Origin of the sequence: Agaribacter marinus (assembly GCF_030160655.1) — a bacterium.
In the GTDB taxonomy this organism is placed as follows: domain Bacteria; phylum Pseudomonadota; class Gammaproteobacteria; order Enterobacterales; family Alteromonadaceae; genus Glaciecola; species Glaciecola marina.
The window spans coordinates 1-24762 of the sequence record NZ_BSOT01000005.1 but is presented as its reverse complement, the minus strand read 5'-3'; the positions used below and the strand labels follow the sequence as shown (position 1 = coordinate 24762).

Sequence of the window (24762 nt, the reverse complement as noted above, 5' to 3'; positions counted from 1 at the left end):
GTCGACAACTTAATTTATCCATCAATAGAAGAGACAAATATCATGAAATCTCTAACACTGCCCATGTGTATGCTCATTTTTCTTTCTGCATGCGGAGATAACGATGCACTAGAAGACATTAACGTCGCACCGAGTGTGACCGCATCAGACGACATAGCGGTTGATGAATTGACCTCAGTCACCTTAACCGCGTCGGCAAATGATGTAGACGGCACAATTTCAATGGTGAGTTGGCAGCAAATTCAAGGTACAAATGTTGTGCTTTCTTCTCAGGATAGCTTGACTACATCCTTTACAGCGCCAGATGTGAAACCTAACGAAACACTCAGGTTTTCAATCACTGTGACTGACAATGACGGTAAAAGCTCACATGATGAAGTTGACGTAAACGTCGTCCATATTAACAAGGAGCCAACTGCAGATGCGGGCCAAAACCGAATAGTAGAAGCAGTCACAACAGTCGATTTAGTTGGCTCTGCACAAGATACTGACGGGACAATCGACAGCTACTCTTGGCGACAGGTAAGCGGTCCTGAAGGTGTGTTCATGAACAGCGACGACGCTGAAACAACGTTCTCAGTCCCCAACGTCGAAGAAGATCTTGAAATAGAACTTGCACTTACCGTTGTAGATGATGAGGGTGCAAGCAATACGCAAAGCATTGTTATTTTGGCAACAAAAATTGAAAACCTAAGGACTGGTCGCTTTGTCGACAGTGGCGTCGAAGGTTTAACGTATTCGACTGAGTCGAGAGTTGGCATTACCGGTGCTGATGGAGAGTTTCACTATTTGGCTGGGGAAACCGTTGTATTTGGTTTAGGCAATTTAGAATTTCCAGGTGTCACGGCGGCTCAAATTATCACGCCATTGACGCTTGCTGGGCAAGAAGACATTAATCACCCCTTTGTTACCAATATGGCTAGATTGCTACAAACGCTAGACCAAGATTGTGACGCTAGTAATGGCATCACAATTGGCGGTGAGGTATTGCTCGCAACTGCAGATATGCAAATTAATTTTGAAGACGCAAACTTCGACACTAACGTAGCAGGATTAGTCTCAGTGGCTTCAGATGTTACAGGCTCTTGCACACAACTAATTGATGCTGAAGAAGCTCGCCAACATTTTCAAGAAACCTTAGACAAACTTTCCAACCAGGACGAACCCCCAATAGGCGGCGGTCTTAGTGGTAAATTTGGTATATGGGAAGGAGAAGGACAGCAAACGAGTGTGTCATGGACAATTAAAATTACACTATCTGAAGACGAGCAGATAATCGAATACCCGTCGTTAAATTGTGGTGGTTTTCTTACCTTGATAGAAGAAACAGAATCACAACTTCTGTTTCATGAAACGATTACCTTTGGCCTGTCTAGATGTGTCAACTTAGGCTATGTCGAACTCACTGACCAATCAGCTAATGAGCTCATCTATCGCTACTACTGGCCTACAAATGACGACGACAAAAGGCAAGATCTTGGCGCCGTCGGCACTGTCACCAAATTACGCTAAATCAACCTACAGTAAAACAAGGAAATAATATGAAAAAGTCAATTACCATCACACTAGTCACTGCACTTAGCATCCTTAGCGCAGGTTGCGCAAGCATTCAAGGTACTGTCTATAAACAAGCAGATGGCAACTTCAAGGCGACATACGCCTCAAGCAGTGAGAAAGACGTACGCAAGGTCATACATTCAGACGCGCAGTTAACCTGCAAACAGAAAACGTCTAGTAAGGAAATTATTGTGCTTGAAGAGAGTGTAGAAAATTTAGAAGATGACAGTCCCAAAGAGGGTTTTGCTGCTGTTGCGGGCAGTGCAGTCTCGCTTACAGGAAAGTACTTCGGCGCAGAAAGTGTGAGGGGCTCACTCATATTTAGCTGTGACTAGTAAATATCAGTACCGAGAAACATCCGAACATAACTTGAAAATACTTGAATGTATTTACCATATTGATTACTTTTATAGCGCAATATTGTACGAAATATAGCAAAGGACACATTGCGCTAGTTTTAACACATTTACTTTTATCGTTGAACCAACAAATCAGTAAAAGCATTCAAGTGGATATAGCAGCAAAAAACACTTCTCATGAAGTCACAAGGAGTTATCGAGCATGCCAAGCAAATCTTATTATAAACATATGGTTTTTCTTGTTGCCTTTTTTGCACTTGCAAACGTAATTCCTGCGCAAGCTGATACAGTAATTAAGGTAAAAAGCGCACAGACGACCGTGCCATACACGGAATATGAAACATTCGTTCTTAGCGCATTGATGCAAGACATTGGTTTAGCGCTTAGTAATGAAAAGAAAGAAGGTGCCGTACCTGACTCCAAAGAAGCTGACACCCTCCCCTTGCCGCCACCAGCCCCCTTACCCCAACCTTCGCCTGAGCCAGAACCTAAACCAGCGCCACGGCCGACACCGGAGCCCGAGCCAGAACCAAAAAAAGATCCTTGGGGCTTCAATAAAATGCGGAATGACTTTCAACAAGAATATTCTGACACCTTGTCTCAATGGAGTGAAAATTATCAAAAAGTCCTTGCTGATTGGGCAAAATCGCGCCAACAGTATCAATTAGATGAAGACAAATATCTGGCCGCCACGGTAGATTTGAGTCAACTGACAAGTAATAGCAATGACTTATCTCCATTAGAAAAAAATGCCGACACACAGCCATTGCAAAAGATAGCGTCGGGCGATTTTCATATCATTCCGTATTCACTAACGATTCCGATTAAAAACCAATTATTTAGAGGAACCTGCGCAGCATTCGCTGGGACGCGCGCAGTAGAAACGGTATTACATCAAAATGATGGCCTTCGAAAGTATCAGATAGATTTGTCAGAGCAACATTTTTACTGGCTAAGTAAACCCAATTGTATGAAATTTCCTTGCATCGCTGGCAAGGACCAAGAAGGTTCAAACTTTGATAGTGGTTTTATATTTTCGAAAAAAGGCAATTCAGCTGTTTCTGCATTTAGGCAAGAGCAATATTGCCCATATAAGCCCACTGTAAATAAACGCAACCTCACATACACGCCTTTGCAAAATTGTACGTCAGCAGGGCAATTTAAAGTAAATGACTTTACGCAGGGTCTACGAATTAGCGATGTTATCAGCGAATTACAGCGGAATAAACCCATTGCTGCTGGCTTTAAATTGACTCAGAGCTTCTTCAAAACTACTGGGCTAGTGAAAGCGAGAGATGCATTAAATGCAAAAGACGCCAACGGCAAACATGCTGGCGGGCATGCCGTCTTGCTTGTCGGTTATATAAAATTGCCAGAAAAATATTGGGAAGATGAAGGTAAATATTGTGCGATTACGGCAAATAGTTGGGGAACAGGGTACGGAAAAGGTGGATACGCTTGTTTATCAGAAACGTGGATGCAAGAAAATACAATACTCTTGAATAAACATTCTGGCCGCAGCGTGCTGAGTTCGTTGGGTTCTGTCATAATACTATAAGAATACAATGGCCATAAAAACAATGAAATAAGAGATACAAATTTCAATACTAGGTTTACGAAAAAGGCTTGACAGCAATTAACACTTCACGCGATAGTTGCTGTATAAAAAATGCTCACTTACGTATTGAAAACATTCGAGAATATTGTTTGCAATGCCAACGTTTATCAATATGAGAGAGAGTGATGATCAACAACATACTTAACAAAGCAGAGACGTGCATTAATGTCGATTGAACAATCACCGAAACAGTCAGCTTCGAGCCTAGAAGCACCTGTTAGTCGGCAAAATGAAACTCAGCTTGAAAACAGTAAGGACTCAAAAGCGGCTAAGTTTAGCTTCAACTTTTTCGGTTTTAAAGGGATTGTTGGTGTTGCCGCAGCCATGATCACCTTTGGCCAGTTTAACGATACTAAAGAACTTTTAACTGCGCTATACGAAAACATCACCACACATTTTACGCATAAAGTGCAATACGAACAGTTAGACGTTCTCGCTATTGGCCGCACAATCGGTTTTGTAGAAAACTCGTTTGGCCCGCCTGAAGTGATAAAAGCTTCAGAGGAAGCAGAAGCCTTGATTTATCAATATTATGACATTGGCAAGGCCGTTGTGTGTATTTTAAATCACAATGAGCGCATAGCGGGGTTCGTTGTCATTCCGTTAGTCGAAGACTTCTCTCCAAAGATTCGCTATGGGGATGTCAATTTAGGACAGGCATCTTTCGACAGTGCCAGCCAAGACTTAAGCGGCGTTTTTTTTGATGCTAACAATGTCATTTATTACGCTGAATCTACCGATTTAGGCAAAAATTTTATGTTCTTGCAGCAAATCACCGGCTATGTTGAATACGGAAAATTGGCGTCTAAGACATTTGATACGCCTAGCGAAGCGTTAACGAACATTGAGCTAATTCAGCAAATTAACTACCACTTTGAAGCAGGCGAGTCAGATCAACTGGACATCAAAATCGATAGGTTACGTGCAACTAAGTCGGCAAATTTTTTCGCTTACACAGAACTCGATGCAAGTTTAATTTCAGAATCGTTATTAACGCGATTTGAGTTCAAATCATACTTTGGAAAAGAAAATGACTAGCGTAAACGTTGATAGAATCCTACCTACTTGGATTATTTTCACTACATTATTACTTGTTTGTGCTAAGGCATTCTCGGCGTTACCCGACTGGGTGTCGAATCCCAAAACCAGTGATACCGAATATTATGCAATTGGTGAAGGGAAATCACTGGATCAAGCGAGAGATGTGGCGCTTAAAAATATCCTAGGTCAAATCAACACAAAAGTAAGCGGTTCATCTTTACAAAAGCAGAGTTTACACAACAACAAATTTAGTGAAAAATTTGTTCAGGTGGTCACCAGCAAAGTTGAAGAGTTACCCATTAGCGGTTTTAAAGAATTAAAAACCCACAAAGAAGGTAACACGCATTATATGCTTGTCAGCGTGAGCAAGCGCCAATTGGTCGACACATTTAGCTTTGAAATTGATGAAAACATCGCCCGTAGTGAGCGCATCATTAGTACAATCGACCAAGCCGGTAGTGACTTAGAATGGTGGTTTGTCAATCGAGAAGAATTGTTTAAGTTATTGTTAGTCAATGACCGATTAAACAACCTTTTCCCTTTTCTTGGCGCCTCGGTGGACAAGTCAAGTCAGATTCAATCAATGGCGAGTACCCTAAGTGAATACGCTAAAAGCAATTGTCTTTATGTAGCTTCATATCCGAACAAAGCGGTTCGTTCAGCGATTCGAGACAATGTCGTAAATGCAGGCTTAGTCGCCAATAACCGAAAATGCAAATATCAGTTGACGTTGACAGAAACGACCAACTATAAGCTGATGTTCGGAACCACTCACACGTATTCCATTTATGGCACGCTGACCCTATCAGAAAATGGCGAAACGCTGACTAGCGAATCCATTAACGAAGTTGGATCCTCACCTAATGGCGAAGCAGTTGCTAAACAGGCAGCGTTCTACCGTTTGGCACAAAAAATAAAAAACGATAATCAAGACAATGAAATTCTTATCTCTCTTTTGGAAAATTAAAGGATGAACACCATGTTTAAAGTTAAATCACTCGCAACACTCACCGTTATAACCTTGATACTCACCGGCTGTAACAGTACACAAATTGAAAACGCCGATGAAGTCTTTACTGACAATCGTTTTTTAGTAGAGATTCCTGACGCAACCATCATGCCGTCGAAAGCCGAACTGCGAGGCACTCGAATAAAAGTAGTCGTGCTCGATACAAAAATAAACAGCGACGCCGACTTTGAAAAAGGCGCGGTACGTGAAGTGTCTTCAAAAATTGAAAATGGATTAATTAACGCGGGCGTTGAAATTGTGGATCGTTCGTTAGCGGGCAAATTAAGTGACGAAATATCAGTATTCGAAGCAACCGGTCGATTCTCAGGCGCCGGTTTGAGCGTCGCCGACATAGCCATACTTCCATCCGTAAGCAATGTACAAATTTCAAGTGGTTATACGCCATCAAATAACTACACAAAAGATGGTAAAAGTTATACCAATCCGGCCACTTGCAATTACAGTAGTCAAATGCGAGGTAACGCAAAACTATACAAACTCCCAGATTTACAGTTAATCGAAGGCGTTGTCATTGAGGGGGATTATTCTAGCTCTGGCCCAGTAACAAGTCGCAGTTGCAATATCAGCTCAACCATGGCCTCTGGTTTAGCCGCTAATGCTGCTGAAGATGCCATTAACGAAAGTATTAATCAAATTCAAAAACATATGTCTGGTCAAAGTTATGTTGTTGAGTATCGAAAAATGGATGGTAAACACTTTGCGCTGATCACAATGGGAAGTTCTAGTGGCTTGAAAACCGGTCAAAAAATACAGTTTGCTAAGCAAGCCGAACGTTACAGTCGTTTAGAAGATAAAACTACAGTAGTAGAAGTACCATATTCTTTTGAAGGGGTTGTATCTAATATCGTTCGCGATAACACCGCGTGGATCATTGTAGATGAAGAAGCAGAAAACAAACTACATTTTGGCGACCTTGCGAAGAAACTATTCGATGAGCAAAGCATTTTTGACAAGTTAAAACAGAAAGTAAATTTATGAGCCCAACTATAGAGAATAACACATAGTTATGGTCTTAAAGATAAGGCCATAACTGTGAAGTGTATCAATTAAATAGATTAAGGAAATTTTATGAACGTTAAATATTTAGCGCTCCTTGCTGCTGTAGTTGGTTTAACCGGCTGCGGCGCAACGTCAAGCCCAACGGCCAGTCAGCAAACGCTCGTTGTGCCAGATTGTGTTTACCCGGATGCACCAACGCAAGCCGCGCCTTTATGGGTATGCGATGTACCCATTGAAGGATTTGCATTGACATCTGTCGGCTACTCCGAAAAAAAGCCAACTTTGTCTATGACGACGACATCGGCAAGAACAGACGCCGGCGTAAAAATGTCTGAGCATTTTGCGACCTCTGTTTCCCAATTGTTGACTGAGTATCAAAAGCAAATGGTAACGAATGATGAAGAGAAAATTTTGCTCGACAATGATTTAGTGCGAGAAAGCTTGACCGCTATCACGTTATTTGGTGCAAAAACGGCGCGGTCTATAACGAGCCCCAGTCAAGGACATTACGTGGTGCTGGCGATGGATAAGGCGACATATGAGGCAAATGCCGAAAAAGCGTTCGCAGCATTGTCCAATGACAACGCGAACATGCGTCGCTTATTTAATGATGAAAAAGCCCGTGAAAGACTCATGAGCTTGATAAAAGTAAAATAATAACGGCTATTCACTATGAACCTTAAATTGTTAATAACGGGTATATTTTTAACCTCTTCTGTGCAGCTTGCTGCACAAGAGGAGTCAAAAAGTATTTTCCAAAAGTTAAAAGAGAAAGAAACTCAAAATCAACAAACAACTGAGGTTCAACTAAGTGCCGAAGAACTTGCGTTTAAAGCGCGTCAAGATGAACAGTTTGCCGCTTTTACGCTAAAGCATTTAAACGAATTTGCCCAATTCAAACGCCAATACAATGAAGAATTGAGTGCCTATAGGCAAAGTATCTTAGCGCAATGGGGAGAAGTTGAGGTAAGTAGCAATAGCAAAGTTGTTGACTACACTGAAGATGACATAAAAACGGTGGTCGATTTCGATAGCAATGAAGTCATCGTAAGTGTCATACACGACAAAGCGGAAACCCCCGATCTTAAAAAGGTAGAGCAGGCAATAAAACGCCTTGTAGATGTAAGCCCTGATAAAACCCACAGCCTACCGACCGACAAAGGTGTGAATGTACTCAATGAACTAGTGGATAGCGAACAAGCCACTACTATTATAGAGCAAACAACAGACATTGTGCGCAACGCGACAGTAGAAAAAGTGATACCAACTATTGACGAAAAAGACCTAAAAGCAGAGCAACAAGAAATCGAGAGAATTAATCAGCGCGATAAACAACAGGTGGAGATAATCGCCGACAAAGCAAATATTTCGAATGAACAAATCGCTAGCGTACAGCAAAGTATTTCAAAACACGTACCAATCAATAAGTCTAGACGCGAGTCAAGCAGTACTAAACAGAAAAAAGAGAAACTGAAAGAAAAACGGATCACGCGTTACAAAATTGCGGTCAAAGGAAAGTCAGACACCAAACGCGTCGCAAAAGTAAAGCCGTTTGCTGAGAGCCATGCCGAAAAATGGCAACTGCCGCTAGAGCTCATTATTGCCATCATTCATACCGAAAGTAGTTTTAATCCAATGGCTGTTTCGCATATCCCTGCCTATGGTTTAATGCAGATTGTACCACATTCCGCAGGTATTGACGTAAATGAATTTCTCAATGCTAAACGTGAACCTATGACGACAGAAGTCCTGTTTGAATCGAAGCAAAATATTCAAGCAGGTTCAGCTTATTTACACATTTTAGACGATCGTTACTTACGAAAAATCACTCACCCTACTAACCGTATTTATTGTGTCATTGCGGCCTATAATACCGGTGTGGGAAACGTTGCAAGAGCCTTTAATGATGGTAAAGTGAGACGATTAAACAATGATATTGTCGACACCATAAACGAGATGTCGCCTGAACAAGTTTACCAAACATTAGTAGAGCGTCTACCCTATGAAGAAACTCGCCGCTACTTAGAAAAAGTGAAATCACGGATGACGCATTACCAAAAGGTTATTAAGTCGATGGACGCGACAAATACTTAAACATATTTCTTTTGCATTGAAGACTCGTGCGTGTTGTCATATGCCTGAATCTCGTAATCAAGGATAGAGTTAGTATGAAAGTAATAGTTAAACCGTTTTTTCTCCTCTGCATCGCGTTTTTTTCAAATACCTCTGGCGCAACCGACTTAATGAACATCAGTGATTTTCCGGATTGGTTTACTGAAGGATTGGCCAGAGAGACAAATATAAAAAAATCGTCAACATTAAAAATAAAAGAACTTGAGGTAAATAGTAAAGTACTCGGTAAGTACACCTTGGCGGAAAAAAGTGACAACTTTTGGTACTACACGATAGATATAAATACAGCCTCTCCAGCAGAGTGTTATGTATTCACAGATTATGATGGTCCCGCAAGCTCATTGCATTCAATACTGGAGCATAGCTTAACAGGCGTAGAAACACTCAATGATAAAAAACTTAGCAATAAATCTACGTTTTCCTTAAACACTGGGATTGTCAAAAATAGTCCTTACCTGTCTTTGGATATCATGTACCTTCTCGGTGAAGGGGAGCAACGAACAACCGGCATATTAAAAGGCTTAGTGTCTGAGTCAAACGATGTATTAAGAATGTGTATCCACAATGAGATTGGTTATAGAGAATCTTTTTTTAAGGTGTTTGAATCATTTGTTGACGCCATGAATTCACAGGCGCCAACATCATTTTTTGAAGCAACTTATGCACTGCTAGTAAACAATATTCCCATGGGGTATATGCAAGAAACTTATAGCATTGATGCCGATGGCGACATAGAAACAAAAAATAGAACATCATTACTAGTCCCCGTAGATGCAAGTTCGATTTCTCGCAACGACACCTCTGGTTTATCGTGGAGTAAACCTGATGGTTCACTCATTAACGCGACAGAATATACGATTGAGAATGGCAATATGAGCTCTCAATTTTCACTGCAATATGCAGACGACGCATGGCAGGTAGAAGGCCAACTTCAAGGAAAAACCATTACTAAAACACTCGAACATGATGGCTGGTTTTTGTCTGGCTTTGGTAGTTATCTTGCGCTTGCTGAACTAAAAGGTGGTGACGATACCAGCGCAAATTATCACATGTGGGCACCTACCGCTGATCCTACATCTGCGTTACCCGTTACGTTACGTCAGTTAAGTGATAACCCTGAAGCCAACTTTGAAGTTGATATGGGCCCTATTGTCATGCAATTTTTAGCTAACAAGGACAATGTTTTCCAAAAAGGTACAATTCAGCAAGGCCCTATTACAATGAAAATGTCCTTGCTCCACTCAAAAGGCCAGCCAACGCTACCATGAAGAAAATGATAGCCTTACTAGCGCTGTTTTTTGTTGGCTTTGCCCATGGGCAAAACCCGCCGTCAATAAGCGACATTCAGATAGAACTAGGCACAGACCTTGCCCTTCCTTTGGGTAATTCAATCAAAGCCGAATTATTTACAAATAAACCGACGTCGTTAGTCACTACTCTACGTAAGTTTAAGGGTATCAAACTGATTGAGACAAGCAAAAACTCCGTCACATTGCAGATACCGCAAAGATATGCATTTGACGGAAAACCCACTAACGATAGCACCTCAGATACTTTTGTTATTGACTATAAAGAGGACAGTGTAAAAGCGTTTGTTTCAAACTTTACTGAACAACATTCTGACAAAAATGATGAAAATCCACGATTGCCAGCGTTAGAACGTTTTGTCAGCACTTACATTAACGATCCAACCTACATTCATGGATTCAAGATCGCATCGGTTATAGCCAATCAACGCAGTGGCGACTGTACAGAGTATGCTGTCCTGTTAACGGCGTTAGCACGCGCATTTGATATTCCCGCTAAAGTGGTTCTTGGTACCGTGATAGTTGAACAACATGGGAAAATAAATGCGTATGGTCACGCTTGGGTTGAGGCATTTAAAGAGGGCGCATGGCACATATTAGATGCCGCATTGTATAGCGAAATAGGCATCAAACGATTTTATATCCCGGCCGCACACATTCAAAATGAAGGGCCAGGTTATGCCTTTGGTTTAGTAGGCGCCGTCGCCTTACTTCCCCAAAAGATAAGTCTGCAACGTGCCGAATAAAGTTTGTTGCTCGAATGCATTTAAGACGTAGTTTACGTAAGTGCATTAAGTACTACTCCCTATGCCCCAAGAAACAAAGGTCCTAAAGGTGGCGTTGGGATATTAAACTTCTCTGGATAAGTCACCTTAACTAAGTACAGACCATTTGGCTTAGCGGTCGCCGCCGCTTTAGTCCGATCTTTAAGCGCCAGTAAGCGATTAAACCACGTAACACTTTGTTCACCAGCACCCACTTCAATCAACGAGCCAACAATGTTTCGTACCATATGATGCAAAAACGCATTTGCCTCGACTTCAACGACGATGTATTGACCTCTGCGTTCAACCGAAATCGACGTTAAATTTCGACACGGAGAATTTGATTGGCAATGCGCAGCTCTAAAGCTAGTAAAGTCATTTTCACCCACAAGTACCTGTGCAGCCTCATGCATTGGCTCTGCATTTAACGTCTTGTACACGTGAGTTAGTCCAGTTGATAAAATGCCAGGACGAAACGGGTTATTAAAAATAATATAACGGTAGCGCCTTGCGGTAGCGCTAAAGCGAGCATGAAAATCGTCATCCACTTGTTGCGCCCATCGTATAGCAATATCGCCGGGTAAATTAGAATTCATGCCGAGGGTAAACGCGTTCATTGGACGGCTAATATTTGTATCAAAATGCACAATTTGATTTGTCGCATGTACACCTGCGTCTGTACGACCGGCACATACAACATCAACTTTTTCAGTCATAATCTGAGATAAACAGCGCTCAATATTTGCTTGTACTGTGCTCAAGCCCGTCTGACTTTGCCACCCTTTATAGGCATGGCCTTGATATTCAATTCCTAAGGCAAAACGCATTACTTTCTACTTCTAGTTTTCGCTCTTTGGCGCTGCCCAACGACTTTCGTTTGCTTATGCTTTCGCAATGAGCGACGCATTCGGCTTAATTTAGTGTGATCAAGCTTATCTTGTTCATGCACTTTCGTTTCAGTTTCAGGCGGCAGCTTCGCCATATTACGCAGTTCATTTACAGTAGACAGCTCCAGCTCTACCCAAGCGCCCTGTGGCAAACGCTTAAACATTTCTAAATTGCCGTAACGCACACGCATTAGTCGGCTAACTTTTAACCCCTGAGATTCCCATAAACGACGTACTTCACGGTTTCTACCTTCACTCAAGGTAACATTAAACCAATGATTCAAACCTTCATCTTCATTCGGGCGAACATGAATCGCATTAAATTTGGCGACACCATCCTCTAACTCAACCCCCTTCGTCAATGTCCGCAGTATTGCTGGGGTTACTTCTCCAAAAACCCGCACGGCGTATTCGCGCTCAATTTCATATGAGGGGTGCATTAAGCGATTTGCTAGCTCGCCATCATTGGTAAAGAGTAAAAGTCCACTCGTGTTTATATCCAAACGCCCGATGCCAATCCAGCGCTCGCCGACTAAACGTGGCAAACGATCAAACACTGTTGGGCGGCCGTCAGGGTCTTTTAATGAACAAATAACGCCTTCCGGCTTGTTGTACATAAGTACACGACAAGGTGACCGTTCTTTTTGACGAGAAATTTGATGACCATCAACACGGATTTGATCATGCATTTCGACTCGATCGCCCAAGCTCGCAATTTTCCCATTCACAGAAACACGGCCTTGTTCAATCCATTTTTCCATTTCACGCCGAGACCCAACGCCATTATTCGCAAGCACCTTCTGCAGTTTTTCAGAGGTGTTTTTATCAGACTTGTTCTTATCTAACTTACTTTTTTCAGACATGTTTTTATCAGACATATGCTAATGTAATTTTCCTAAAGGTTCACTTGGAACAGACGTTTCGCTTTGTTCATCTAGTGATATTTCTTGTTGAGTATGCTCGCTACTGTCAATACTGTCGCCAGTCTCAATATGCGCTTTGTCTTTGCTTTCAGCACTTGCTTGCTCGTCGGCATCATTTTTATCAAACATTGCCGCAGAAGGTAATTCAGCGAGTGACGATAACGCAAAATAGTCTAAAAACGTATTGGTTGTAGCATACAAGGCTGGGCGTCCAGGCACTTCTTTATGTCCGACGATTTTTATCCAATCTCTTTCAGATAAGCTCTTAACAATGTTGCTACTCACCGCTACACCGCGAATTTCTTCAATTTCACCACGCGTTATTGGCTGACGGTAAGCAATTAATGATAAGGTTTCCATCATTGCCCTCGAATATTTTGGCACCGTTTCTTGCCATAAGCGGCTAAGCAATTGCGCTAAACCAGCATTGGACTGAAAACGATATCCTGTCGCAACTTTAACTAATTGAATACCGCGCGGCGCATAATCAAGTTCTAGCTCTTTAAATACTTTATTCAGTTGGCGAGTAGACACACTAAATTCACTTAATACGGTTGCGCGTAGCTTGTCAGTGGACAATGGTTCATCCGCCACAAAAATAGCGGCTTCCACCAACTGTTTAAGCTGAACGTCAGATATCTTGCTCATAACTACCAAGTTTAACATGAATATTTGCGTAAGGTTGAGCTTGTTCTATTTGTACTAAGCCTTCTTTTGCCAGTTCTAACATGGCGATGAAGCTAACCACTACGCCAGCTTTACCTTCATCTGCACTAATCAATTCGTCAAATCGCATATAAGTATCGTGTGTTAAGCGCTGCAACAACATACTCATTCGCTCTCGAGTAGACAGTACTTCTTTTTCTATTTGATGATGTTCAAAGGCCTTTGCCCGTTGCATTACACCAGCAAACGCCAAGGCTAACTCCTGTAAACTTACCTGAGGTAGGTGCTTAATTGGCTGCACTTCATCACTTGTGCCCGCCTGCGCTAGGTGATAATCCCGCTGCATTCTCGGCGCATTATCAAGCGCTTCAGCGGCCTTTTTAATTAGCTCATACTCCTTTAACCGACGAATAAGTTCAGCTCGCGGATCACCCTCGTCCTCTTCCGCTCCCTCGTGCTTTGGTAACAACAAACGACTCTTGATTTCTGCTAACATTGCAGCCATCAGCAAATACTCGCCTGCTAGTTCCAGTTTTATATCTGCCATTACCTCAACATATTCCATATATTGCTTTGTCACTTGTAATACAGGTAATTCAACTATATCGAATTTTTGTTTGCGAATGAGGTATAAAAGTAGGTCTAGCGGCCCTTCAAATGTTTCCAATATGACTTCTAGCGCATCAGGTGGAATATATAGGTCTTCGGGTTTTTCAATTAACGCTTCGCCATTAACAAATGCGAGCGCCAATGGCTGTTGTTGAGTGATCTGTTCAGTAGTCTGTTGAGTGACCTGTAGAGTATGTTGCCGGGGAAGTGGAGGCTCAGCCTGATCGCTTGCATGTTCAACTACATTTGCACCGCCCGTCTGACCAGGCGCTGTCGACCGATCGCGTGTAGACGAGCTAGCCATTGGCTAACACCAATACATATGAAACCATAACAGCGCTAGTTCTCGAAAGGCGCAGTATCACCACTGCCCTCTCTAATGATAACTGACTCACCGTCTGACATGTCAATCACAGTGGTAGGTTGTTCGCCTAAGTAACCGCCATGAATGATTAAGCCCACTTGCCGTTCTAACTTGTCCCTAATTTCATCTGGATCAGACTCAGCAACATCTTCACCGGGTAAAATCAAGGTAGTAGACATTAAGGGTTCTCGCAGTTCTTCAAGTATCGCTAAGGCAATATTGTTTTCAGGCACACGAATACCAATCGTTTTTCGTTTCGGGTTTTGTAAACGTTTCGGCACTTCTTTGGTAGCACGTAAAATAAACGTATAAGGTCCGGGCGTGTTATTTTTAATTTGTCTAAATGCTGTATTATCAACTCGCGCATATTCTGAAAGCTCAGACATGTCCTTGCACATTAAGGTAAAATTATGGTCTTTACCAATGTTTCTAATTCTACAAATTTGTTCGAGTGCCTTTTTATTTTCCATCTGGCAACCAATGGCGTAACCAGAGTCAGTTGGGTAAACAATGACTTCCCCCTTTTGCACTAACTCACAGGTTTGCTTTACCAACCTTGTTTGAGGATTGTCAGGGTGTATATAAAAAAATTGGCTCATTTGAACTCAGTAGTTGGATGTTAACTCTACAAGGTCTTAAACTCGTACTCGAATATTCGCTGCTGTTCACATTTTTAGCGCCGCTAGACGCTATAACGTATCTGCTCAAGTATACCAGACAATACTAACAATCATACTGACAACTTAGTATTTCGTGGTTTACCGCATATCGATTTTATTTTCTTTCTAAAAAAACTGACACATGGCAGGAAAAGAGGAAATTAGGTCCGATGTGCCTAAAAAGCACCTGCTAATCTGCACTTAAAATTCGGCTAGTAGAGAAATTCGAATGTTAATACTTAAACCAAATTGTGAATGCTGCAACATTAATTTGCCCCCTGAAAGCAACGACGCACGCATATGTAGTTTCGAGTGCACGTTTTGTGTAAATTGCACCACGAATAACTTTAACGATATATGTCCAAATTGCGGTGGAGAACTCGTCAAACGCCCAGTTCGACCAGCAGAGCATTTGTTAAAAAATCCCGCTTCGACACAACGTTTTATAAACCAAAAACACGTTAAGTATGCTAATTTTAACAAGTACGATGACAAACACTAACGCTTGTGGGTGTACTCTCTAACGTCTTATGTTTGCGATGAATGCCTCAATGCTAGGGCCAAGCTTGCCAAACAGGCGTCATATCTGCCGGTAAAACCAATTTTCGACCTAGTTCGGTCCAACGCGTAGGCGCATGAAAATCAGACCCTACACTTGCACGCAGACCTTCAAACTTCTCAGATTAAGCCACGTCCCTGCTAACATCATACACGGTATATTTTTCTTATTCGTTAATCATGCGGAATTGAAGGCTCTGCTTTATCACCCAGTTGCGTAGAACAGAGGGGTATTATATTCTGCGAAATTCAGTCACACTTTGCGATTGATACCAGCCAGAGCAACAGGAAAACTTGTAAGACATGGAAGCAATAAATATTGGAGACTGTCAATTATACCCTGCGCGTTTTGAAATTGAACGTGATGGTAAGGTCGTCCCTCTATCTGATAAAAGCACGTTACTACTCTCAATATTGTTTGCTCATGCTGGGCAAGACGTGTCACGCCAGACCCTACTAGATGAAATTTGGACAGAATGTATTGTATCAGACGACTCGCTGACTAACTTAGTAAGCGTCACACGGCAAAAACTAAAGTTACTGGCGATAGAAGGTCTAATTAAAACAGTCCCTAAACGGGGTTATAGCATGCTTTTGCCAAGTGCTGTTGAGCGTCCACCAAAATCAATACATAAACCTTATTATTTTTATGGCGCACTATTGTTAGTCGTTATCGTGCTCTTTGTTGGCTTATCGACAGTAATAAATGTAGCTACACAGCCAAATCTTAAGCAGCTTAAGATAGGAATTTTACCTAACGTCATGACGCTAGATAATTCAACTCCCCTTCATGCTGAAATTAAAGGGACATTGTTAACCAATGCCTTGATGGATAGTACGGCCAGTCACTCCGCTGCAGCAGTGTTTTCGAACGCGCGCGTGAATCAAATTTGGGAAAACACTCATGACTTTTCGGCTCTCTACAATGAACTAGAACTTTCATATGTCATAGAATCACAAACCCTGGAGCAAGACAATTACTATGTTGTTCGGCTTCAATTGGTTAACACAAAGATGAGTCAAGTTGCGCAACACAGAACGTTTAATATATCCAAGAGTTTAATTTCAGATAACAAAAGTAAAATATGGGAGCGGGTAGCACAAATATTTGTGTATTCCGTGTTTTATGATTTAGGTATCTTTCAACAAGATAAGAAGCATGATGCCAACTATATTTGCTCGTTGTACGTTGACCAGTTACGGCTATATACCGATGGTTTTTTGGAGGATACAGAAGAGATTTCAAACAACGGTGGGAGAGTTTGTAGACAATCTGTCGCCCTAAACCCTCAAGATTTACATGTTCAAAGAATAAGCAGCTTGTTCTTTTTTAATTTAGCCTTAAATGAAAATCAAAATGTAGCTAAAAAACAGGCACACATCCGCGAGCTAGATACGATTATTAGTATCATGCGAAATGTTGATAGCAAATCCATTGAGTTTGCAGAAACATATACAGAATTCTTATATCTATATTTAGTGGACAACACCAGAGAGATGGATGTTGCTGAGTTATTCAAGAAAATAGACATCCTTACTCAGCAACAGTTAAAAGAAAATAATATGAGCGTAGAATTCGCTCGCAATGTCGCCATCATAAAACACTATGAAGCGATGTACTTACATCGTGATGGTGTGGATGCTGAATCGGCTATTTTGTATGCCATAGACATTGTAGATAGAGGCTTAGCGCTGAATGTTGAAGACATCACATTGCTTCACACAAAAGCACGCATTTATAAAGCTTGGGCAAGTATAGAAACCGCGAATGGCCGCAGCCCTTCGACCATGCTTCAGCACGCCGTTAGTATATATAAAGCCATCATTGTTTTGAGCCCTAAGCTGCCGGCAGTATACGACAATGTCGGCAATGCCTATTCATCCATGGCTAAATGGAAAGCGGCCCATGGTCAACCTTATACAACTGAACTTAATGCTGCGCTTGCCGCATATAAACAAACAATTGCATTAGCCCCATCATTCCATTTTACCTATAACAATATGGCCGACCTTTACGCCAGCTTGTTAGAAACTGGAGATTACAATCAAAAAGAATATGATTATTTTCTCAGCGAAGGTTTGGCAGCAGCGAATACTGCTTTATCGTTGAAAAATGAATATGTTTGGGCCATTTTTAATTCAGGATATTTGCATTTGAGTCGCACCAAAGAAAGCTATGCATTGGGTGAAAACTCCCTTATACCTGCGCTTGAATGCGTGGAGTACTACAAACGTGGCTTGATTTTAAAGCCGTCGATTGTCGAGGCGGTTGCTCAGCAGAGTGAATGTGAACTCTATTTAGCCAAACAATATTTACGTCAGGGAGAGTTTGATGCGACCTCACAACACTTACTTGCCTCGCGAACCCTTCTGAAAAAAGCCTTTACTCAAAACGCCAATTACTACTCACTAGCATGGGTTGCCAGCGAAGAACGACTTATTTCTGCGATTGTATTGTTTGCAGAAAATCGTGGGAATGACGCAGAAGCGGCGCTCAAACAAGGTATTGACTATACCAGTATGGCAATGAACGCCAAAAAAGATGATCCAAACGCCTACTTTGTTCGATTTCGTTTATTTTGGTTACAACACTTAATTGCACCAACAGCAAAGTATTTAGCAGAAATAAAATCGATACATAAGAGTACTTTGGCTTTATTCCCTCATGACCCTCGTAACCATTTCCTTGCTCAAATGATTCAAGGTAACGACTACGATCAACAGGTCAGCGACAACTACAGACACTTAATATTAAATAGTGTTTTGATTGACGACATCAAACTTAGTGCTTTAGCGCTGCCATCATCAACAATTAGGAGAAAAGCACTCCCAACAGCCGATTGAATTAGCCTGCGCCTGTTGGTCCTCTGCAACTTTTTCGAAATAAGCATCATCGCACCAGTAGTAAACGTAAATCATAGTATTTTTTAGGTTTTTTTAGCTTTTTTTTAGGTATTTCTATCTTTAAATAATTACTCTCAAAGCCAGTATTAACAATCACCTAAGAGTAAAAATTATGGATAACCTCAACTTAAGAACATTTGTCTCTGAGTTCGTATTAGCAATAATTAAGATAAGAAATAACCTTATAAATAAGCTAACAATTGCAAGCGTCTTATTAACAATATTTTCTGGTCAAGCGAGTGCTGTACTTCTAACTTTCAACGGTACCCTTGATCTTAAAAACCGGGGAGGAGATTTAGAATATGACTGGGCTCAACAGACCGCATCATTCACAGGCTCAATAGATTTTTCAACTAGCACACCACATCGCACAAATTATGCGGTGGGAGCAGACGGCGTCATCACAGATGAAGCATGGTATGAATACAGCAGTTGGACTTTTTTACTCGATAACGGCGTTACCTGGACGCATACAGGTAGCTATGACACTGATGATTTTGCTCATGTTTATAATGGTACAGACGGTTCAAGTTCGAACACTATTGATGGCCTAACGCTTGCTGGGCGTTCAAATACCGTCGCATCTAACGATCTGGTAATTTCTGGTTCTACCCTGCGCGCGCGAGACTATGATGATACTACATTTGATAGCGCGGGTATTCCAAGCATTACTAGTTTTCAAGAGCTGATGGACGGATATTTGTTTCAAGGGAGAATTTCGTTTTATAGTCCTCATAGTTATTTCGGAGAGTATAATGTCGATATTACAAGTATCGAGTTTGATGCTTTAAGCGAGGAGCCAATTCCGCCTGTGGACCAATCACCCATTACCTCTGTGCCTACCCCAGCATCTGCTTGGTTATTTATTTCAGCCTTGATTGGATTCGCTGGTATTAAACGTAAGAAGTGATTTCAATTAGGTAAGCTCAGATCTGCCGGTAAAACCAATTGCAGCAGCGGCCCCTATGTCCGCTGACTGCCCTTGTTAGCCTTATCTTGATGAGTAACATAATCATCCAACAATTGCCGTATCAATTTCTGATATTGCATGTGGTTTTCAACTGCCGCTTTTTTAAAATACTCAACACTTCTTTTGCTCAGCGCAATTGTTATTTTAGTGTTTTCATTACGGTCTTGTCGCTCAGATGGTGATGGTAAGAAATAAGTAACAAACTTAACATCACCAGTTTCTTCGTCACTATATGTTATTTCGTTGCTCTTAAAGTTTTTTTCCTTTTCGCCAATATCCCGCCCCGTAAATACGTATTTTCTTATCGCGATACGTAAATCTTACAGTAAGGACACCGTTACTATTCCGATCTTTGCCGAAACATGTATCCAATCATCTGCGGTCTTAACACAGTAGTGAACAATTTTTTCATCCTGCCCTGTTACCTGAAATAACAAAGTATCGTTTTTTAAATAATCTAACAACGCCGAAGATTTGAAAGTCTAGGCACATCTTCTTTTTCAATTGATACGGCTCCTTGGCTTAAAGATATTGTGAGCCTGCCACCACTGAAAACAACTGAATCCGAGAATAAATAATAAAAGGCTATTTCGTCTAACTCGGATTTCATCTAGCAAAACCTACGCCGCCTTGAGCTGCGAGTGAACGTGTGCCATGTTTGAGCGATAGCGAGTTCGGCACGCGTTTACGAATCAGTCTTGAAGGCTCTGTTATGAGTATGATTCAAAAGGTGTTAAGTCTATACCCTCGATGTCACAAACCGCTTTAATAGTTGGGTTCAAACAAAGGCGTTTCAAATACGCTGCTAGGTGTTCAAAATCGAGTGGTGACTTTTCAATGGGCAGTGACCATTCTGCAAGCATAAACAAGAAGTAGTCACATGCTGTTAAGGTATCACCCAACAAGTATTCTTGATGCTCTAACTGGTCGTTAATAATTGACAATGCATCAGCAACTCTTTCGTCCTGAGCCGCTATAACATTTGGAATGGTAGCTTCATCGTTAGTGTGGCGATGAGGATAATAGCGAACCATGAGTTCAGCTTGCAGAGTATTATTGAGAAACGCGAGCCATTGATAAAATAAGGGACGAGTCGGGGCACCCAACGCAGGCATTAAATCTGATTGGGGGTGCAATTCGCAGATGTGTATGCAGATAGCTGGACTCTCGAATATTGGCTGGTCATTAACAACTAAGGTCGGTATGCGCCCTGCTGGGTTTAACCTAAGATAATCCGCTGACTTTTGAGAGTTCGATTTTTTATCAACTAACAACAGCTCATACTCTGCTTTTAAATGATGAAGCAAAAAATGTGGAGCTAGGCTCGCATTGTTTGGATAATAATAAAGCTTGAACAAAATAGACTCCTTGTCTCTAAATTTGCGGATACTCATAACTTTTAAAATAAGCGGCAACTACACGTGCGTGACAATCACGAAGCGGCGCACGTGTAGTTGTCCTTCGCGAACGCAGCGAGGTTTAATTTTTATGTTAGAATGCCAACATCAAAATTAAGCATCCTTTTGTCGCTTATTAATGCCTAATTTAAAACAGCCTTTCAAACCACTATTTTTTGATGATGTCGCGCCGTTTAAAAATTCAGTGAGCAGCCAATTAAGGTATACCCATTTCCCAAAGCTGTTCATTTGACAACATTTTAGGTTTACCATTTGAGCTAAAATTGAGACCTAGGCAAAAATAATTTGAACTCAAAAAGCCTTGTTTACTTACTTGAAAAACGACGAGTTGACCCGTGTCTTGCCAAATAGATTGTTTATAGCTTTTACCATTAATGACTACTTCAGAATCGCCATGTAAAGTTACTGGGGTTTTTGAGTTAATGTATGCATCCCTTAACTTACCTAGATATTCGTACTCATCCATAATTATCTTTGGCTACTAACGTCTACAATACTGGCAAAAGCTGAGCGACTGCGAGGCTTTTTCCCAGGGAGTGAAACGAACGTTGTTTATTGTTTTGTTAGGCATTTTGCATTATAGGCCAATAAATTGAAGCTAAAGAAAATACAATAAATAGGACCGAAGTACAAAAACCAATAATTGATGCGCGGTAGAATAATTTACTGAATGCTGGTGATTTATTTAGTTTAGGTTTGAGTGAAAAAACAAACATAACTAACAAAATGAAAGCGACAAGCCACCAAAAACGGTAAGAAGGGAAAACCCAAGACAGTATAAGTGGTAACTGGGTATTAAACTCTCGAAAAATTTCTTCAAATGATCCCAAGATAAAGTAAGCACCGCCGCTGACAATTCCGACTGCCAAAGCAGAAGAAACCAAAAGTGTACTTACATTACTATTTAAACGTTCCATGTACTCTCCAAATGCCTAATATGCCAAGCTCTGCGGCCGTAGGTCCGCTGCGGCTCTTTGTTAGGCAATAAAAAGCCCCGGATAACCAAGGCTTCACGCACTCACTAATAGCTAATAAACTAGCTTCTTTTTCTTGAGAAGCCAAGGCCCGCAAGGCCGAGACCTAAAAGAACAATGCTAGCAGGTTCCGGAACTGAAGCTGTATAGTCGGTGGTGCTCCAGGTTACATCTGAGTAAGAGTTATATCCAGTAAATCGCACAAAAGAAGTCCCAGCAATCCATAATGCGCCTGTCGCAGTTGTAAGTGAATCACCTCCTCCTCCTGTTACTGTCCAACCACTTCCACTCAGCAGGAAGTGAGTAACACCTGTATCACCTATAACATCAAAAGGGTTAATTGAAAAAGTGCTGAGAGGATCACTCCAATTATAATCATAGAGCTGTGATGCAACTAAGCTCGTGTCGGCAGCAAATATAGTGTCGTCGACGACAAACCATCCGAGCTCGCCCGAGTTAGCGGAGTCAGCAGTTATTTGAATCAATCCAGCATTGGCATATCCACAAACGAGCAATCCCAAAAAAACCACAACTTTTTTCATAACATTACCTTTTTAAAATGATTTGAAGCAGAAACTGAAATCATTAAAAAGCAAGCTTCATACCATAACATATAACACTGACTTTAAAGCTTTTAATTGTGATAAACTGACAAGGGTGCAAAAAAAACCGACAGTTGTGAGCAGACTTCTTTACTGCCTAACGCTTTGCTCAGCTGAAAAATGCGAGCGCGAACAAGTAGTTTTTCCGATGAAACAAGTTGTTCGGTGTTAGGCGACACCATTTTTAATGTCCATGGTGTCCAAAATTCTACAGCCCCTTCAGGTAGCTGCGTAAGCATCTTATCAAAAGCTTCTTCATCAACGTGCCGCCGTAATGCTTCAGCAACATCTCGAATTGCTGTTTCTGTTGAAAAATTGTGTTGTTCACGTGACAATTTAATTTCTCTTGTCATAGTCTCTGGGCTCCCAAAAGGCATTTTTTCCTCATCAACATTCCAATCAGTGACAAATAATGCCCTAAGACAAATAGGTAATAGATTTGCGAAAATTATTGCATCCTGAGTCGAAAGCCTTCGACGAAAAACTTGTAATACACCCTGTGTCTTTGTGTAGGTTACATGTGTACTCCAGAGGTCAGCTGTATCTCTGGCATCAACGAGATAATCATAGAACTTTGTTGAAGCCCGTTCATATTCTAGTGGAACCGGCATATCTCGTTACCTCTTCAGTATTACGCCTCAACGCCCCAATCAGAGGCAGCAAAATAGCTGGTTACAATTAGCGACGCAGGAGCCAAACCAGCTGTTTTTTTGTCCTTTAAATTGGCTTGTTATATTTTTTATACTACAATGTACGACATTACCGTACATAAAAGCCAGTTAACTATGAATAGCATAAGCGTAAACCAATTTAGAGACAACTTAAAATCATATGTTGAACAAACTATTAGCAAGCATGAACCTTTAAAAGTAACAAGGCGTGCAGGTGATGACTTTGTTGTGATGAGTGCTGATGATTGGGCTCGAGAGCAAGAAACTTTACATGTATTACAGAGTAACAGTTTAATGCAACAAATTGCCGATTCAATGCAAACGCATACAACCAATAAAGGCTATAAACCAACACAAGAGCAATTAGATGAGATCACTAATATTTGAAGGTAAAACGTGGCTAATCTATGAGCAATTGAGAGAAAAAGATAAAAGGTTACATAAGGCTCTGTGCAAAATACTTAAGGAAATGCTGCGTACCGATCCTAGTTCGGGATTAGGCAAGCCAGAGCCATTAAAACATAATTTATCAGGATTATGGTCAAAACGGATTTCACACAAAGATCGATTAATTTATAAATTCGATGATGAATATATTTACATTTTCGCCATTGGTGGACATTACGACGATCATTAGAAAAATATAACGCCATCCTATGCGTCGCACAGTGAGTCGTGTAATTTGTAATAATGTAGCGAAGCGAAATACAAATTGCACGACTAATTGTGTGTCCGAAATCGCGCTAGCGGCTGGCATGAGTATCTTGTTATATTTACTTGAGTTGAAAACTGTTTACACTAGATATTAGTTTTTCTTTATTTATTTCCCAATCCGCTTGTGTACCTGTTGCCGTAACTAAATAAACATAATTACCTTTTTTAAAAGCTTTGGCATACCAGTGCAAATTTAAGCCTTGCATAGCACCTTTATATTCGAGAGATAATGAGTTTCCAGTTTCTTTTATCGAAAGTAAAGTGAAATTAAATTGCTTAAATTGCCCCTCAGACAATTCTCTATATTGTTTAATAGTTCCGTTATAGGCTTGTATTTGCACATTTACATTAGGAGCAAAGCCATTCATAGGAGGGAGAAACATTTGAATCGGTTGAACCATCGCACCTGTAGGAGCTGAGTCTAAACCATCGATTGAAAATCCTAATTTAGGAAACTCCAATGTTTCAGCATAAGCAAATGAAGCCAATAGGTTTACCACAACAAATAAGATTACCTTTTTAATAAACATAGACAGCAGTTTCCTTGTAAATATAACGCCTAATATAACCAGAAAATACGAAGCGATTGGGCATAGCCCAGCGAGTAATTTTCTGGTTGATGTTTTTGTTATGTGAATCTGAGGTCAATCAGGAGCCTCATTACTACATTTCCAACAAATATCGAATGAAATGTCATTTTTTTCTTCGCAGTTGGAGCACTGCCATTCTTTATCCGTTGGCGCACTTGTTAATGATGCTAATAAGTCATTTGCTTGTTGCACGTCTTCATCTATGGTTATCCATAACTCCATTAATGCAAAATTAACGTGACCGCCTGTAGCAGCCTGTTCATTTTTTACAAAAGTAGATATGCCTTCGTTTTCTAGAATGTTCTTAGCGTGATTAACAAGTACAGCATTTTCGTTGGTATAAACCATTCTCATATTCAATGACTCCTACAATGTTAAGATTCACATAGACATAATGACTCCCCACGAGCCACCTTTAAAGGTGCTGCTCTCCAATTTTCGTGGG

The 24762-nt window shown here is 41.0% G+C and carries 27 protein-coding genes; 15 read left to right on the top strand and 12 right to left on the bottom strand.

All coding sequences use genetic code 11. The features are described from left to right. Window positions 1-42: 42 nt before the first annotated feature. The 10 genes from QQK00_RS01805 (at window position 43) to QQK00_RS01760 (ending at window position 10790) form a co-directional block, all read left to right on the top strand. Complete coding sequence (locus QQK00_RS01805; RefSeq protein ID WP_284215774.1) at window positions 43-1512, top strand: PKD domain-containing protein; 1470 nt, start codon at window positions 43-45, stop codon at window positions 1510-1512. 29 nt (window positions 1513-1541) lie between these two features. Then, window positions 1542-1892 carry a hypothetical protein gene (locus QQK00_RS01800; RefSeq protein ID WP_284215773.1) on the top strand — a complete coding sequence of 117 codons (351 nt, stop codon included), beginning with the start codon at window positions 1542-1544 and terminating at the stop codon, window positions 1890-1892. 226 nt (window positions 1893-2118) lie between these two features. After that, complete coding sequence (locus QQK00_RS01795) at window positions 2119-3474, top strand: C1 family peptidase (protein ID WP_284215772.1); 1356 nt, start codon at window positions 2119-2121, stop codon at window positions 3472-3474. A 225-nt stretch (window positions 3475-3699) separates the two neighbouring features. Continuing rightward, entirely contained in the window at window positions 3700-4572 is an 873-nt protein-coding gene (locus tag QQK00_RS01790) for an ETEC_3214 domain-containing protein (protein WP_284215771.1), read from the top strand. Further along, window positions 4565-5542 (top strand): LPP20 family lipoprotein, encoded by a 978-nt coding sequence (locus QQK00_RS01785; RefSeq protein ID WP_284215770.1) that lies wholly within the window; start codon window positions 4565-4567, stop codon window positions 5540-5542. Before QQK00_RS01790 ends, QQK00_RS01785 begins: the two co-directional genes overlap by 8 nt. Before the next feature lie 12 nt (window positions 5543-5554). Next, window positions 5555-6583, top strand: a complete 1029-nt coding sequence (locus tag QQK00_RS01780; protein ID WP_284215769.1) for a hypothetical protein — start codon at window positions 5555-5557, stop codon at window positions 6581-6583. Between the two features lie 90 nt (window positions 6584-6673). Next, complete coding sequence (locus tag QQK00_RS01775; RefSeq protein ID WP_284215768.1) at window positions 6674-7261, top strand: hypothetical protein; 588 nt, start codon at window positions 6674-6676, stop codon at window positions 7259-7261. A 15-nt stretch (window positions 7262-7276) separates the two neighbouring features. Beyond that, window positions 7277-8698, top strand: a complete 1422-nt coding sequence (locus QQK00_RS01770) for a transglycosylase SLT domain-containing protein (protein WP_284215767.1) — start codon at window positions 7277-7279, stop codon at window positions 8696-8698. A 74-nt stretch (window positions 8699-8772) separates the two neighbouring features. Further along, window positions 8773-10005: a hypothetical protein gene (locus tag QQK00_RS01765; protein WP_284215766.1), complete on the top strand. Its 1233-nt coding sequence runs from the start codon at window positions 8773-8775 to the stop codon at window positions 10003-10005. Continuing rightward, window positions 10002-10790: a transglutaminase-like domain-containing protein gene (locus tag QQK00_RS01760; protein WP_284215765.1), complete on the top strand. Its 789-nt coding sequence runs from the start codon at window positions 10002-10004 to the stop codon at window positions 10788-10790. Before QQK00_RS01765 ends, QQK00_RS01760 begins: the two co-directional genes overlap by 4 nt. A 59-nt stretch (window positions 10791-10849) precedes the next feature. Here the strand turns inward: QQK00_RS01760 and truA are convergent, their stop codons facing one another. From truA to QQK00_RS01735, 5 genes are read right to left on the bottom strand one after another with little or no spacing between them, the layout of a single operon-like run. Further along, entirely contained in the window at window positions 10850-11635 is a 786-nt protein-coding gene (gene truA / locus QQK00_RS01755; RefSeq protein ID WP_284215764.1) for a tRNA pseudouridine(38-40) synthase TruA, read from the bottom strand. Continuing rightward, complete coding sequence (gene rluB / locus QQK00_RS01750; RefSeq protein WP_284217536.1) at window positions 11635-12558, bottom strand: 23S rRNA pseudouridine(2605) synthase RluB; 924 nt, start codon at window positions 12556-12558, stop codon at window positions 11635-11637. The genes truA and rluB overlap by 1 nt, the downstream gene beginning before the upstream one ends. 18 nt (window positions 12559-12576) lie before the next feature. After that, complete coding sequence (gene scpB, locus QQK00_RS01745; protein ID WP_284215763.1) at window positions 12577-13266, bottom strand: SMC-Scp complex subunit ScpB; 690 nt, start codon at window positions 13264-13266, stop codon at window positions 12577-12579. Then, window positions 13250-14197 (bottom strand): segregation and condensation protein A, encoded by a 948-nt coding sequence (locus tag QQK00_RS01740; protein ID WP_284215762.1) that lies wholly within the window; start codon window positions 14195-14197, stop codon window positions 13250-13252. The genes scpB and QQK00_RS01740 overlap by 17 nt, the downstream gene beginning before the upstream one ends. A 35-nt stretch (window positions 14198-14232) precedes the next feature. After that, a complete protein-coding gene (locus QQK00_RS01735; RefSeq protein WP_284215761.1) occupies window positions 14233-14856 on the bottom strand; it encodes an L-threonylcarbamoyladenylate synthase in 624 nt (207 codons plus the stop codon). Window positions 14857-15145: 289 nt separating this feature from the next. On the opposite strand from QQK00_RS01735, the gene QQK00_RS01730 reads away from it, so the two are divergent. The 3 genes from QQK00_RS01730 to QQK00_RS01715 all read left to right on the top strand — a co-directional run bounded on the left by QQK00_RS01730 (window position 15146) and on the right by QQK00_RS01715 (window position 19288). Beyond that, window positions 15146-15418 (top strand): DUF1272 domain-containing protein, encoded by a 273-nt coding sequence (locus tag QQK00_RS01730; protein ID WP_284215760.1) that lies wholly within the window; start codon window positions 15146-15148, stop codon window positions 15416-15418. Between the two features lie 359 nt (window positions 15419-15777). Then, on the top strand, window positions 15778-18318 hold the full coding sequence (locus tag QQK00_RS01720) for a winged helix-turn-helix domain-containing protein (protein ID WP_284215759.1): 2541 nt from the start codon (window positions 15778-15780) through the stop codon (window positions 18316-18318). 172 nt (window positions 18319-18490) lie between these two features. Next, on the top strand, window positions 18491-19288 hold the full coding sequence (locus QQK00_RS01715) for a VPLPA-CTERM sorting domain-containing protein (protein WP_284215758.1): 798 nt from the start codon (window positions 18491-18493) through the stop codon (window positions 19286-19288). A 770-nt stretch (window positions 19289-20058) separates the two neighbouring features. On the opposite strand, the gene QQK00_RS01710 is transcribed toward QQK00_RS01715, so the two are convergent. From QQK00_RS01710 to QQK00_RS01690, 5 genes are all read right to left on the bottom strand, one after another. Next, the gene (locus tag QQK00_RS01710) at window positions 20059-20706 is read right to left on the bottom strand and encodes a glutathione S-transferase family protein (RefSeq protein ID WP_284215757.1); all 648 of its coding nucleotides are present in this window, start codon (window positions 20704-20706) and stop codon (window positions 20059-20061) included. Window positions 20707-20962: 256 nt separating this feature from the next. After that, complete coding sequence (locus QQK00_RS01705; protein WP_284215756.1) at window positions 20963-21232, bottom strand: hypothetical protein; 270 nt, start codon at window positions 21230-21232, stop codon at window positions 20963-20965. A 97-nt stretch (window positions 21233-21329) separates the two neighbouring features. Then, window positions 21330-21683 (bottom strand): hypothetical protein, encoded by a 354-nt coding sequence (locus QQK00_RS01700; protein WP_284215755.1) that lies wholly within the window; start codon window positions 21681-21683, stop codon window positions 21330-21332. Window positions 21684-21802: 119 nt separating this feature from the next. Continuing rightward, on the bottom strand, window positions 21803-22282 hold the full coding sequence (locus tag QQK00_RS01695; RefSeq protein ID WP_284215754.1) for a PEP-CTERM sorting domain-containing protein: 480 nt from the start codon (window positions 22280-22282) through the stop codon (window positions 21803-21805). 92 nt (window positions 22283-22374) lie between these two features. Further along, window positions 22375-22953 (bottom strand): DUF2267 domain-containing protein, encoded by a 579-nt coding sequence (locus QQK00_RS01690; protein WP_284215753.1) that lies wholly within the window; start codon window positions 22951-22953, stop codon window positions 22375-22377. 174 nt (window positions 22954-23127) lie between these two features. On the opposite strand from QQK00_RS01690, the gene QQK00_RS01685 reads away from it, so the two are divergent. After that, entirely contained in the window at window positions 23128-23400 is a 273-nt protein-coding gene (locus QQK00_RS01685) for a type II toxin-antitoxin system Phd/YefM family antitoxin (protein WP_284215752.1), read from the top strand. Then, entirely contained in the window at window positions 23381-23650 is a 270-nt protein-coding gene (locus QQK00_RS01680) for a Txe/YoeB family addiction module toxin (protein WP_284215751.1), read from the top strand. Before QQK00_RS01685 ends, QQK00_RS01680 begins: the two co-directional genes overlap by 20 nt. 136 nt (window positions 23651-23786) lie before the next feature. On the opposite strand, the gene QQK00_RS01675 is transcribed toward QQK00_RS01680, so the two are convergent. Beyond that, complete coding sequence (locus QQK00_RS01675; protein WP_284215750.1) at window positions 23787-24257, bottom strand: hypothetical protein; 471 nt, start codon at window positions 24255-24257, stop codon at window positions 23787-23789. A 114-nt stretch (window positions 24258-24371) separates the two neighbouring features. Continuing rightward, entirely contained in the window at window positions 24372-24671 is a 300-nt protein-coding gene (locus tag QQK00_RS01670; RefSeq protein ID WP_284215749.1) for a putative signal transducing protein, read from the bottom strand. Window positions 24672-24762 lie beyond the last annotated feature (91 nt).

Bases quoted from the DNA above. Each gene is read 5' to 3' on its own strand.
- QQK00_RS01785 (WP_284215770.1), top strand. From the start codon at position 4,565: ATGACTAGCGTAAACGTTGATAGAATCCTACCTACTTGGATTATTTTC.
- truA (WP_284215764.1), bottom strand. From the start codon at position 11,635: ATGCGTTTTGCCTTAGGAATTGAATATCAAGGCCATGCCTATAAAGGG.
- QQK00_RS01765 (WP_284215766.1), top strand. From the start codon at position 8,773: ATGAAAGTAATAGTTAAACCGTTTTTTCTCCTCTGCATCGCGTTTTTT.
- QQK00_RS01715 (WP_284215758.1), top strand. From the start codon at position 18,491: ATGGATAACCTCAACTTAAGAACATTTGTCTCTGAGTTCGTATTAGCA.
- QQK00_RS01770 (WP_284215767.1), top strand. From the start codon at position 7,277: ATGAACCTTAAATTGTTAATAACGGGTATATTTTTAACCTCTTCTGTG.
- QQK00_RS01805 (WP_284215774.1), top strand. From the start codon at position 43: ATGAAATCTCTAACACTGCCCATGTGTATGCTCATTTTTCTTTCTGCA.
- QQK00_RS01790 (WP_284215771.1), top strand. From the start codon at position 3,700: ATGTCGATTGAACAATCACCGAAACAGTCAGCTTCGAGCCTAGAAGCA.
- QQK00_RS01680 (WP_284215751.1), top strand. From the start codon at position 23,381: ATGAGATCACTAATATTTGAAGGTAAAACGTGGCTAATCTATGAGCAA.
- QQK00_RS01800 (WP_284215773.1), top strand. From the start codon at position 1,542: ATGAAAAAGTCAATTACCATCACACTAGTCACTGCACTTAGCATCCTT.
- QQK00_RS01690 (WP_284215753.1), bottom strand. From the start codon at position 22,953: ATGCCGGTTCCACTAGAATATGAACGGGCTTCAACAAAGTTCTATGAT.
- rluB (WP_284217536.1), bottom strand. From the start codon at position 12,558: ATGTCTGAAAAAAGTAAGTTAGATAAGAACAAGTCTGATAAAAACACC.
- QQK00_RS01720 (WP_284215759.1), top strand. From the start codon at position 15,778: ATGGAAGCAATAAATATTGGAGACTGTCAATTATACCCTGCGCGTTTT.
- QQK00_RS01705 (WP_284215756.1), bottom strand. From the start codon at position 21,232: ATGGATGAGTACGAATATCTAGGTAAGTTAAGGGATGCATACATTAAC.
- QQK00_RS01675 (WP_284215750.1), bottom strand. From the start codon at position 24,257: ATGTTTATTAAAAAGGTAATCTTATTTGTTGTGGTAAACCTATTGGCT.
- QQK00_RS01775 (WP_284215768.1), top strand. From the start codon at position 6,674: ATGAACGTTAAATATTTAGCGCTCCTTGCTGCTGTAGTTGGTTTAACC.
- QQK00_RS01795 (WP_284215772.1), top strand. From the start codon at position 2,119: ATGCCAAGCAAATCTTATTATAAACATATGGTTTTTCTTGTTGCCTTT.
- QQK00_RS01780 (WP_284215769.1), top strand. From the start codon at position 5,555: ATGTTTAAAGTTAAATCACTCGCAACACTCACCGTTATAACCTTGATA.
- QQK00_RS01760 (WP_284215765.1), top strand. From the start codon at position 10,002: ATGAAGAAAATGATAGCCTTACTAGCGCTGTTTTTTGTTGGCTTTGCC.
- QQK00_RS01700 (WP_284215755.1), bottom strand. From the start codon at position 21,683: ATGGAACGTTTAAATAGTAATGTAAGTACACTTTTGGTTTCTTCTGCT.
- QQK00_RS01740 (WP_284215762.1), bottom strand. From the start codon at position 14,197: ATGGCTAGCTCGTCTACACGCGATCGGTCGACAGCGCCTGGTCAGACG.
- QQK00_RS01670 (WP_284215749.1), bottom strand. From the start codon at position 24,671: ATGAGAATGGTTTATACCAACGAAAATGCTGTACTTGTTAATCACGCT.
- QQK00_RS01695 (WP_284215754.1), bottom strand. From the start codon at position 22,282: ATGAAAAAAGTTGTGGTTTTTTTGGGATTGCTCGTTTGTGGATATGCC.
- scpB (WP_284215763.1), bottom strand. From the start codon at position 13,266: ATGAGCAAGATATCTGACGTTCAGCTTAAACAGTTGGTGGAAGCCGCT.
- QQK00_RS01730 (WP_284215760.1), top strand. From the start codon at position 15,146: ATGTTAATACTTAAACCAAATTGTGAATGCTGCAACATTAATTTGCCC.
- QQK00_RS01685 (WP_284215752.1), top strand. From the start codon at position 23,128: ATGAATAGCATAAGCGTAAACCAATTTAGAGACAACTTAAAATCATAT.
- QQK00_RS01735 (WP_284215761.1), bottom strand. From the start codon at position 14,856: ATGAGCCAATTTTTTTATATACACCCTGACAATCCTCAAACAAGGTTG.